This window comes from Phosphitispora fastidiosa (assembly GCF_019008365.1).
GTDB classification, from domain to species: Bacteria; Bacillota; Thermincolia; order Thermincolales; family UBA2595; genus Phosphitispora; species Phosphitispora fastidiosa.
The window spans coordinates 1-254 of sequence record NZ_JAHHUL010000176.1; the positions used below are offsets into that span (position 1 = coordinate 1).

General features: G+C 57.9%; 1 protein-coding gene. It reads right to left on the bottom strand.

Annotated elements, in window-relative coordinates:
- Window positions 1-19: 19 nt before the first annotated feature.
- The coding region (locus tag Ga0451573_RS19405; RefSeq protein WP_231685839.1) for a fumarate hydratase C-terminal domain-containing protein at window positions 20-254 on the bottom strand (235 nt) is incomplete at its 5' end.

The following is a 254-nucleotide window of genomic DNA, read 5'->3' on the forward strand; positions in this document are numbered from 1 at the left end:
CCGGCCTTTTCTGTAGCGGTCAACTCAGGTTGAATTCCTTGAAGAAGTCATTGCCCTTGTCATCGATAACGATGAAAGCCGGGAAATCTTCGACTTCAATGCGCCAGATGGCCTCCATGCCAAGTTCCGGGTACTCGACGACTTCCACCTTTTTGATGCAGTCTTGCGCAAGACGTGCGGCCGGCCCGCCGATGGAGCCGAGATAGAAGCCCCCGTGCTGGCCGCAGGCTTCGCGCACCTGGCGCGAACGGTTG